This window comes from Mesorhizobium sp. M7A.F.Ca.CA.001.10.2.1 (genome assembly GCF_003998575.1).
In the GTDB taxonomy this organism is placed as follows: Bacteria; Pseudomonadota; Alphaproteobacteria; order Rhizobiales; family Rhizobiaceae; genus Mesorhizobium.
This window is the reverse complement of sequence record NZ_RZQY01000164.1, coordinates 1-10,091: the sequence shown is the minus strand read 5'-3', so window position 1 is coordinate 10,091 and position 10,091 is coordinate 1. Positions and strand designations below refer to the sequence as shown.

The window sequence follows — 10,091 nt, the reverse complement described above, 5'->3', positions numbered from 1 at the left end:
CATCACCCGTTGCCCAAAGCCGCCGGCGGACCGGCGGTTTCGTATTCGAGCGGGCAGCCGCCTTACTTGATTTTCGGCAGCTGTTCCCACTGGTGGAAGGGCGGCGGCGACGGCAGCTGCCATTCGAGCGTCGTTGCGCCCTCGCCCCATGGGTTGGCGCCGGCGATCCGCTTCTTCTGGAAGGCCTCGAACACACCATAGAGGAAGATCAGGACGCCGATGGCCGAGATATACGAGCCGATGGACGACACATAATTCCAGCCGGCGAACGCATCGGGGTAGTCGATGGTGCGGCGCGGCATGCCGGCGAGACCGAGGAAGTGCTGCGGGAAGAAGATCAGGTTCACGCCGACGAAGGTGACCCAGAAATGGGTGTTGGCGATGACGGGCGAATACATGTAGCCGGTCATCTTCGGGAACCAGTAGTACCAGCCGGCGAAGATGGCGAACACCGCGCCCAGTGACAGCACGTAGTGGAAGTGGGCAATGACGAAATAGGTGTCATGCAACGAGCGGTCGAGGCCGGCATTGGCCAGCTGGACGCCGGTGACGCCGCCGATGGTGAACAGGAAGATGAAGCCCAGCGCCCACAGCATCGGCGTCTTGAACGAAATCGACCCGCCCCACATCGTCGCGATCCAGGAGAAGATCTTCACGCCTGTCGGCACCGCGATGACCATGGTGGCGAAGACGAAATAGCGCTGCGTGTCGAGCGACAGGCCGGTCGTGTACATGTGGTGCGCCCACACGATGAAGCCGACGGCGCCGATCGCCACCATGGCATAGGCCATACCGAGATAGCCGAACACCGGCTTCCTCGAGAAGGTCGAGATGACGTGACTGATGATGCCGAAGCCCGGCAGGATCAGGATGTACACTTCAGGGTGACCGAAGAACCAGAACAGGTGCTGGAACAGGATCGGGTCGCCGCCGCCGTCGGGCGCAAAGAAGGTGGTACCGAAATTGCGGTCGGTGAGCAGCATGGTGATGCCGCCGGCCAGGACCGGCAACGACAGCAGGAGCAGGAAGGCGGTGATCAGCACCGACCAGGCAAACAGCGGCATCTTGTGCAGCGTCATGCCAGGCGCGCGCATGTTGAAGATGGTGGTGATGAAGTTGATGGCGCCGAGGATCGACGACGCACCGGCAATGTGGATCGACAGGATCGCCAGATCCATGGCCGGCCCGGGCTGGCCCGAGGTCGAAAGCGGCGGATAGAGCGTCCAGCCGCCACCGACGCCAAAGGCGCCCGGCGCGCTCGGCACGAACATCGAGGTGAGCAGCAGGATGAAGGCCGGCGGCAGCAGCCAGAAGGAGATGTTGTTCATGCGCGGGAACGCCATGTCGGGCGCGCCGATCATGATCGGAACCATCCAGTTGGCGAAACCGCCGATCAGCGCCGGCATGACCATGAAGAAGATCATGATCAGGGCGTGCGCGGTGGCGAAGGCATTGTACATGCTCTTGCCGCCGTCGATCGCGGCGTCACCGTTCATGCCATAGACCATCTGCGCCAGGCCGCTGAATATCTGGATGCCAGGCTCCTGCAACTCCATGCGGATGGCGACAGACAAGGCACCGCCGATGATGCCGGCCATGATCGCGAAGATCAGGTAGAGCGTGCCGATGTCCTTGTGGTTGGTCGAATAAACCCAGCGGACCCAGCCGTGATAAGGCTTGTGGTCGTGCCCGTCGTGAGCTGCAGCGTCTGCCATGTTCCGCTCCGTTCCCTAAATCTTGCTAACCCGCGGCATCAGTTGCCGGCGGACGCTACCTTGTTCTGGCCGTCGACCTCGGCCATCAGCGTCTTGTTGGCGCCGGGCAGATCGGTCTTGGCTGCCGCCAGCCAGGTCTTGAACTGCGCATCGGAGACGACGCGGATGGCGATCGGCATGAAGGCATGGTCCTTGCCGCAGAGCTGCGAGCACTGGCCGTAAAAAATACCTTCCTTCTCCGCCTTGAACCAGGTCTCGTTGGTGCGGCCCGGAATGGCATCGATCTTGATGCCGAACGACGGCATGGCAAAGGAGTGGATCACGTCGGTCGCGGTGACGAGCACGCGGGTCATGGTGTTGACCGGCACCACCAGTTCATTGTCGACCGCGAGCAGGCGCGGATAAACCTTGCGGTCCTCCTTGCCGGCGGCGGCGCGGTCGGTGTCCTGAAGGATCGCGGAATTGAAGGAGAGCGTGTTTTCGGTCTGGTACTCGTAGTCCCAGTTCCACTGGTTACCGGTCGCCTTGACGGTCAGCTTCGCTTCTTCCGGCGGCGTGTATTGCGCGGTCAGCAGCTGGAACGAGGGAATTGCCAGGCAAAGCAGGATGACGACCGGACCGACAGTCCAGATCACCTCGATCAGCGTATTGTGGCTGGTCTTGGACGGAACCGGGTTCGCGCTCGCACGGAATCTGACGATGCAATAAGCGAGGAGAAGCAGCACCAGGATGGTGATCGGAACGATGAACCACATCGTGTAGTTCCCGAACCACTCGATCTGCCGCATCATGTCGGTCGCCGGCGCCTGGAAGGTTGTCTCCCAGTTCTTGGGCTGGTCGGCATGGGCGGATGCGCCGGCGAAAAACGTGACAGCGGCACAAGCACTTAGAAACTTGGCACTTGCTGGAACCTTGGCGTTTGCCAGGAAATTTCTCATCGCCCTCATCGTCTCCCAGTTCCTCGCTGCGGTACCCACGAGAATAACGAACAATGCCGGGACGGGAATCCCGACAGTTTCAAGCTGGTTCAAACCATACTCTTTTTCCCTCCGCAAGAAAGGAGCGGACGAAACCGTGCGGCATTTTTGCGCGCAAGCCCGGATATGCCTTTGGAGGCAGCCGCGGCAGCACCGAATCGCCTACAGTGAGCCCGCAGCAGCATTCCCGCGGGCCGCAGGTGCCGAACGTCGCAATTCGGGCGAAATTGGCAGGGAAAAGCGCCCAATTGGCTTTTTCGGGGCAGACCTGGTGCGGTCTCGTCCTTTACTTGGCTTTGGCGCGGCTTAAAGTGCCGTGATTCGCAATGGAGCCGTCATGAATTACTGGCTTTCGAGAAACTCTCGGTTTTCGAGAAACTGGGCGAAGGTCATCTTTTTCGCCGCCCTGTCTGGCATCGGCTTGTCCGCGATCGTGTCCGGCACGGCGAACGCCGCGCAGCCGAGCGGCACCGTGCGCTCGACACATGGCGCATGGTCGATCATCTGCGACACGCCGGCCGGTGCCACCTCGGAACAATGCGTGATGATGCAGAACGTCGTCGCCGAGGACCGTCCGGAGATGGGACTGTCGGTCGTGGTGCTGCGCACCGCCGACAACAAGGCGGAGATCCTGCGCGTGCTGGCGCCGCTCGGCGTGCTTTTGCCCAACGGGCTCGGCCTCAATGTCGACGGCAAGGATATCGGCCGCGCCTATTTCGTGCGCTGCTTCCAGGACGGCTGCTATGCCGAGGTGATCCTCGAAAAGCCGCTTCTCGACACGCTGAAGACCGGCACGTCGGCCACCTTCATCGTTTTCCAGACCCCGGAAGAAGGTATCGGCATCCCGGTCGACCTCAAGGGCTTTGCCGACGGCTTCGCCGCCCTCCCCTGAAAGCCCGGCGACATCACCGGCTTCAACCAGAAGTGACTTCGACGGGCTGCTGGCAAACCGCTTTTGTCGTTACAATGCGGCAGAGCGATTGTCTCGGCGTGCCTTCGCGCCTACATCGTGGCAAAGACCCATTCCTCCTGTGAACGGATGCGCCATGAACAGCCTGATCGGCCAATTCGACATTTCAGACGATCGCATCAAGCGGATCGTCGCCGATACCATCAACGGCGCCGATGACGGCGAACTGTTCCTCGAATACAGCGAGAGCGAAGCGCTGATGTTCGACAATGGCCGCCTGAAGACCGCCAACTTCAACACCGACCAGGGGTTTGGCCTGCGTGCGGTTGCCGGCGAAGCCAGCGGCTATGCGCATTCCAGCGACCTCTCCGAAGCGTCGCTGCTGCGCGCGGCCGATGCCGTTTCAACCGTCAAGGGCGGTTATTCCGGCACGCTTGCCGCCGCACCGGCCCGCACCAACCGCCATCTCTATGGCGAAGAGAACCCGATCCCCTCGCCCTCCTTCGAGGCCAAGGCAAAGCTCTTGCAGGAAATCGACGCCTGGCTGCGCGCCGAGGATCCGCGCGTGCGGCAGGTTTCGGCATCGCTCGCCGCATCCTGGCAGCATGTCGAGATCGTGCGCGCCGATGGCCAAATGGTGCGCGATATCCGCCCGCTGGTCCGCATCAACGTCTCCGTCGTGGTCGGCGATGGCGACCGCCAGGAGAGCGGCTCCTACGGCATGGGTGGCCGCAAGGCGTTTGGCGAATTCCTGGTCGAGGACAGCTGGAAGCACGCCGCCAAGGAGGCGCTCAGGCAAGCTCTGGTCAATCTCGAGGCCATACCGGCCCCGGCCGGCACTTTCGACATCGTCTTGTCTAGCGGCTGGCCGGGCGTCATGCTGCACGAGGCCGTCGGCCATGGGCTGGAAGGCGATTTCAACCGCAAGAAGACCTCGGCCTTCGCCGGCCTGCTCGGCCAGCAGGTCGCCGCCAAAGGGGTCACCGTCGTCGACGACGGCACCATGCCCGAACGGCGCGGCTCGCTGACCGTCGACGATGAAGGCACACCTTCGGCCCGCAATGTGCTGATCGAGGATGGCAAGCTGGTCGGCTACATGCAGGATCGCCAGAATGCCCGGCTGATGGGCATGAAGGCGACCGGCAACGGCCGCCGCGAAGGCTATGCCCACCAGCCGATGCCGCGCATGACCAACACCTATATGACGGCGGGCGACATGGAGCCGGACGAAATCATCGCCTCGGTCAAGAACGGCATCTATGCCGTCTCGTTCGGCGGCGGCCAGGTCGACATCACATCGGGCAAATTCGTGTTCGGCTGCACCGAGGCCTACATGATCGAGAACGGCAAGGTGACGCAGCCGATCAAGGGCGCGATGCTGATCGGCAACGGTCCGGACGCCATGCACCGCGTCTCGATGATCGGCAACGACATGAAGCTCGACACCGGCATCGGCATGTGCGGCAAGGCCGGACAGGGCGTGCCCGTCGGCGTCGGCCAGCCGCATCTGCGCATGAACCAGATGACGGTGGGCGGCACCAGGGTTTGATAAGAACAGTCGACGAGCTTACTCGCCCATCTGAGTTGCCCTAAAGCCAGGATGCCGGCGATTTCGGCAGACGACGGTCGGGGTCGACGACCTCCAGGCGCGGCGCGCCATCCTCGTTCCAGCGCCAGAGCGCAACGCAGGTGCCGCCGGGCGACATGAAGGACGGATAGATCACGCCGTTCACCCCATCGGCAAGCAGGCGATCCCGCAGCTTGTGGGTCTCGGGCACAAGGCCCTGATCCAGCATGTCTCGCCATTCGCATTGGTGAATGCCCGCCGTCATGGCCAATTCGCTCAGCATTGCGGCATCGGTCAGATCGGCCAAGCGCGCGCCCGAGAGCTCAAGTTGGGCAATTAACGCCGGATGCTGGACAAAGCCCTGATTGTACTCCGCCCAGGCGGTGGACAATTCGCGCGCCGCATAGATCGTTGAAGCGCCAATTGGATTCCAGCGACCGCCGAAGTGGGCAGCGCCCTCGCCCGAAAGCGGCAGATGCGCCCAACGCGGTACGAAGGCCCGCCACAAGGTCAGGCTGATCTCAGGCATACACGCCGGAGCGGACGGCCTCCAGATAGGCCAGCACCTTGTCCGTCTTGCCCTCGCGAACCAGGTCGTAGGCGGTCTTTCCCGCCCAGCCGGGGATCGGCTGGTGCTTAAACCAGATCGCCGCACGTTGCTCGCCGCCGGCCATTTCACCGGCCATCGACAGGATGCGGACGATCGGGCTGAGGGCGGCGTCGACCTTGCGCGCGCCGGCCTTGGCGGCAAGTGTGTTGCGCGCGACCCCGATCAGGCCGGCCAATTCGGTCAGGTTGACACCAAGCTGTTCCGCGACACGCCTTGCCGAAAGGTAAGGCGACCGTTCCTCGCCAAAGCGTGACGCCGGAACTTCGAGGGCTGCGGAGTTCATGACGATTACCTAGCATAGTTTGATGCGTACGGTATCAAAATAGGCCCAATTCACGCGCAACTCAAGCACAAGCGACCTACCGCCTCCGCTTCGGCTTCTCCAGCAACGCCACGGCCTCAACATGCGGCGACCACAGGAACTGGTCGATCGGCGTCACGCTTTTCAGGATGTAGCCGCCGTCGATGAGGATGCGCAAATCTCGCGCGAGCGTCACCGGATTGCAGGACACCGCGGCGACGTACGGCACATCCGAGCGGGCGATCTGCTTCGACTGGTCCTCGGCGCCGGCGCGCGGCGGATCGAACACCACACCGTCGAAGGCATTCAATTCCTTGAACGTCAACGGCCGGCGGAACAGGTCGCGGCGTTCACCCGTCACCCGCTTCAAGCCAGTGGCGAAACGCGATCCACGGTCGAGGGCCGAAAGGGCTGCCGCATCGCCCTCCACCGCATGAACTTCCGACTTCGCGGCCAGACGCAGAGCAAAACTGCCGCAGCCGGCGAAAAGATCCGCCACCTTCTTGGCACGCTTCAGATGTCCGCCGACGATATCGGCCATCGCCTGTTCGGCGGCCTCGGTTGCCTGCAGGAACGCGCCCGGGGGCAAGGCGACAGCGACGCTGCCGAACATGACAACAGGCTTTTTCGGCTCGATGATGATCTCGTCATCGATGGACAGCCTGGCAAAGCCCTGCGCCATGACGAAATTGGCAGCGATGCGGCGCTGATGCTCCCCCAGCTTGCCGGATTCGTGAACCGCGACATCGAGACCCGAACCGGTCACGGTGACCGCTAGCCGGAACGATTTGGTGGTTGCGCAGACCAATTCGGCAAGCGCCTTCAAGCGATCAAGCGAAGCGACGATCTCAGGAAGCGAGATCGGGCATTCCGATATGGCTATGATCTCCGGCGACAGATGGCGATGGAAGCCGAGCAGCATGCCTGTATCGGTGCGCCGGGCGGCCAGCACGACACGGCGGCGCGTCTGCGGCGCGCAGGCGACCAGTTCGCCGATCTCGCAATCGATGCCTTTGCCCTTCAGGATGTGCGCCACTTTTTCGCGTTTCCACTGGCGATAGGCTCCGGCTTCGAAATGCTGGAGCGCGCAACCACCGCATTCGGTGAAATGGCGGCAGGCGGGATCGATGCGCTGCGGCGATGCTTCCAGCACCGCCATCAGCATGGCGCGATCCCTTTCGCGCGCGGCGGTGACCGTTTCACCGGGCAGTGTGAAGGGAATGAACAGATCGCCTGTCTCGGTCTCGGCGACACCGTCGCCCTGAGCGCCAAGTTTCCTGATGCTGAAGCGCGCGCTCATCGGTCCTTGATCCCACCGAGCAGGAATTCGCGATTGCCGTCGCCGCCCTCGATCGGCGACAAATGCAGCCCCAGCGAGCGCCAGCCTGGCACGGAGTCCAGCCAATCCTGCAGCAGGCCGGCGACACGGGAGGCGTCGTAGGGATCTTTCAACAGACCACCCTTGCCGATCGCATCACGGCCCGCCTCGAATTGCGGCTTGACCAGAAACACGGCCTTGGCGCCAGCCTTCGCCAGATCAAGCGCCGGCGGCAGCGCCAGTTTCAGCGAGATGAAGCTGACGTCGGACACGATGAAATCCGGAATACGCCCGCTGAGATCGGCAACGGCGAGGTCGCGGGCGTTCAGTCCTTCGATCACCGTCACACGCGGGTCGCCGCCGATATCAGGATGCATCTGGCCATGACCGACATCGACCGCGGTGACATGGACCACGCCGCGCTCGAGCAACACCTGGGTGAAGCCGCCGGTCGAGGCGCCGATGTCGAGCGCTTCAGAGCCGGCAGGGTCGAGGCCGAAATGATCGAGCCCACCGATCAGCTTGAGTGCCGCGCGCGACACATAGCCTTGCGCCGGATCATCGATGGCAACAAGGCATTGCGGCAAAACGCTCTGGCCGGGCTTGCGCGCAATGACGCCGTCGACGGTCACCGTGCCACGCTCGACCGCGTCGCGGGCACGTGAACGGCTGGCAAACAGCCCGCGCTGGACGAGCAGGTCGTCGAGCCGCTGGCGTGCGCTGGCTGGCAGAGGCGAATTCATCGGCCTTCATGGCGAAAGCCGATGACGATGGCAAGAGCACCGGCCGGAAGCATCTCGTCTCACGTTCCCATCATCACGCCCAGCACATTGGACTGCGGCGATGGTGAGGCGTTCCGTCACGCCGACCACCCTATGAATATCTATCGTTGCGCCGGTTGAGACGGATGACCGCCGAAGCATGAGGTCTCGTCGCCTGCCGATAAGTGCCTAAAATCTAGAAAGCCTCATGATTTCTTAACCAATTTTCATCGCATTTGCTTGAGGACTTCAATGTTATGACCGCGACGACCGGAAAAGCCGGATGAAGAGGCGGCAACCTTGGAAATGGCCAGCGATATCGTCTACAAGGTTCTTGACCGGATTTCCGGCGCCGGCCTGCTGGCGACCGGACTTCTGTTGCTGACTGCTTTGGTCAGCGCCCTGGTCGCCTACTGGCGCACGGTCGAGAAAAAGAGCTGGAAAGAGTTCTTCGAGTTCGCAGTCCCGCATGAGGTCATCACGCACCCTTCGGCGAAAGCCGACCTTTTGTTCTGGGTGACGCGGAAGGCGCTGATGCCATTCCTCATGCTGCCCGCCGGCGTCGTCTTCGTCAGCGCCGTCGGCTATGCGACGAACTGGTTGCTCTCCACGCTGCTGGCGATCCAGCCGCCCCTGATCGAAGGACCGGCAGGGCCGGTGACGGTGACGATCTTCACCATCACCATGCTGCTTGCCTACGACATTTCGTACTATCTCTATCACGTCGCCCAGCACCGCTACCCGGTGCTGTGGGAACTGCACAAGGTTCACCATTCGGCCGAGGTGATGGTCGGCATCACCAAGGATCGCGTCCACCCGCTCGACGAATTGATGAACCGGGCCTGGGACGGCGTCATTCCCGGCATCTGCTTCGGCATCTGGTCGCTGGTGTCGCTGAACCTCGTCGAGCTGACGGTCTTCGGCGTCAACGTCTACATCATACGCAACATCCTGATGATGGATTTCGTCAGGCACACGCATTTCAAGATCTCGTTTGGACCGTTGAACAATCTGATCCTGTGCCCGCACTGGCATCAGCTGCACCACAGCACCGACCCGCGCCACTACGACAAGAACTTCGGGCTGCTCTTCTCGTTCTGGGATCGGCTCTTCGGAACCCTGTGCGTTCCGAGACCCGACGAGGACTTCAAGTTCGGTTTGATCGAACGCAACGTGCGCGACTACCAGTCGCTCGCAGGCCTCTATGTCCTGCCGCTGAAGCGGATGTGGCGGCAGATCGCCAGACATTTCCGCACCGACAAGCCCGAGCCACAGCAATCGCCGCAAAGGGGGAAGCCATGAACGGACCCGCCGTGTTCCGGATGCCGCGAACGCACCGGATCGAAATTGCGACCTCGCCAGCGCGACTGGCAGAAATCGCGCCCGCCTGGGCAGCGCTCTGGCAACGCGCCGGCGGCCTCGTTTTCCAGCATCCCGACTGGATCTCGGCCTGGTGGCACACCACACCGCATCAGGACCGTCGCGGTCTCAGGATCGGCCTGGTCTGGAGCGGCGAGCGTCTCGAGGCCGTCATTGCGCTCGCGACCTTCTGGCGCTCGGGCATCCGTATGCTGGAATGGGCGGCGAAAGATCACTGCGACTATGGCGATGTCCTGGTTGCTCCCGATGCCGAGCCACAGATCCTGCCGCAACTCTGGCAACATATCCTCGACGATGGCGGCTTCGATCTTGCCTACCTCAATCGTCTGTTGCCTGATGCCCGATTCCGGACCCTGCTTGGTCCCGCCGCCCCAGGCCAGAGCAATATCTTGCAGCCAAGCCACCGCAGCGAGGTCAGCTATCGAGTTTCCGGCGCCGGGCAACGCGGCGCACAATGGTTTGAAAGCCAGTCGAAGAAAACTCGGCAAAACTATCGCCGTGGCTACAAATTCATGGAGGAAGGCGGCGCGCTGCGTTTCCGCCTGATGGATG

At 62.5% G+C, this 10,091-nt stretch carries 10 protein-coding genes; 4 read left to right on the top strand and 6 right to left on the bottom strand.

The features are described from left to right. Nucleotides 1-62 precede the first annotated feature (62 nt). Nucleotides 63-1,715, bottom strand: coding sequence for a cytochrome c oxidase subunit I (ctaD, locus tag EN964_RS13255; RefSeq protein ID WP_023808611.1), 1,653 nt, complete (start codon nucleotides 1,713-1,715; stop codon nucleotides 63-65). A 38-nt stretch (nucleotides 1,716-1,753) separates the two neighbouring features. Continuing rightward, nucleotides 1,754-2,653 carry a cytochrome c oxidase subunit II gene (coxB, locus tag EN964_RS13250; RefSeq protein ID WP_127268980.1) on the bottom strand — a complete coding sequence of 300 codons (900 nt, stop codon included), beginning with the start codon at nucleotides 2,651-2,653 and terminating at the stop codon, nucleotides 1,754-1,756. A gap of 376 nt (nucleotides 2,654-3,029) precedes the next feature. Between coxB and EN964_RS13245 the strand changes: the two genes are divergently transcribed. Together EN964_RS13245 and tldD are read left to right on the top strand one after the other, a co-directional pair. Continuing rightward, nucleotides 3,030-3,584: an invasion associated locus B family protein gene (locus EN964_RS13245; RefSeq protein WP_013532781.1), complete on the top strand. Its 555-nt coding sequence runs from the start codon at nucleotides 3,030-3,032 to the stop codon at nucleotides 3,582-3,584. 154 nt (nucleotides 3,585-3,738) lie between these two features. After that, nucleotides 3,739-5,151, top strand: coding sequence for a metalloprotease TldD (gene tldD, locus EN964_RS13240; RefSeq protein ID WP_127270324.1), 1,413 nt, complete (start codon nucleotides 3,739-3,741; stop codon nucleotides 5,149-5,151). A gap of 40 nt (nucleotides 5,152-5,191) precedes the next feature. Here tldD and EN964_RS13235 read toward each other — a convergent pair whose 3' ends face one another. The 4 genes from EN964_RS13235 to EN964_RS13220 all read right to left on the bottom strand — a co-directional run bounded on the left by EN964_RS13235 (nucleotide 5,192) and on the right by EN964_RS13220 (nucleotide 8,141). After that, complete coding sequence (locus tag EN964_RS13235; RefSeq protein WP_127270325.1) at nucleotides 5,192-5,698, bottom strand: RES family NAD+ phosphorylase; 507 nt, start codon at nucleotides 5,696-5,698, stop codon at nucleotides 5,192-5,194. Then, complete coding sequence (locus EN964_RS13230; RefSeq protein ID WP_127270326.1) at nucleotides 5,691-6,062, bottom strand: antitoxin Xre/MbcA/ParS toxin-binding domain-containing protein; 372 nt, start codon at nucleotides 6,060-6,062, stop codon at nucleotides 5,691-5,693. Before EN964_RS13230 ends, EN964_RS13235 begins: the two co-directional genes overlap by 8 nt. Nucleotides 6,063-6,138: 76 nt before the next feature. After that, on the bottom strand, nucleotides 6,139-7,380 hold the full coding sequence (locus EN964_RS13225) for a class I SAM-dependent RNA methyltransferase (RefSeq protein ID WP_127270327.1): 1,242 nt from the start codon (nucleotides 7,378-7,380) through the stop codon (nucleotides 6,139-6,141). Then, nucleotides 7,377-8,141, bottom strand: coding sequence for a TlyA family RNA methyltransferase (locus EN964_RS13220; protein WP_127270328.1), 765 nt, complete (start codon nucleotides 8,139-8,141; stop codon nucleotides 7,377-7,379). Before EN964_RS13220 ends, EN964_RS13225 begins: the two co-directional genes overlap by 4 nt. Nucleotides 8,142-8,465: 324 nt before the next feature. Between EN964_RS13220 and EN964_RS13215 the strand changes: the two genes are divergently transcribed. After that, a complete protein-coding gene (locus EN964_RS13215) occupies nucleotides 8,466-9,461 on the top strand; it encodes a sterol desaturase family protein (protein WP_164748752.1) in 996 nt (331 codons plus the stop codon). Then, nucleotides 9,386-10,091: GNAT family N-acetyltransferase (locus EN964_RS13210; RefSeq protein WP_373565057.1), on the top strand; the 706-nt coding region annotated here is incomplete at its 3' end. The genes EN964_RS13215 and EN964_RS13210, both read left to right, overlap by 76 nt.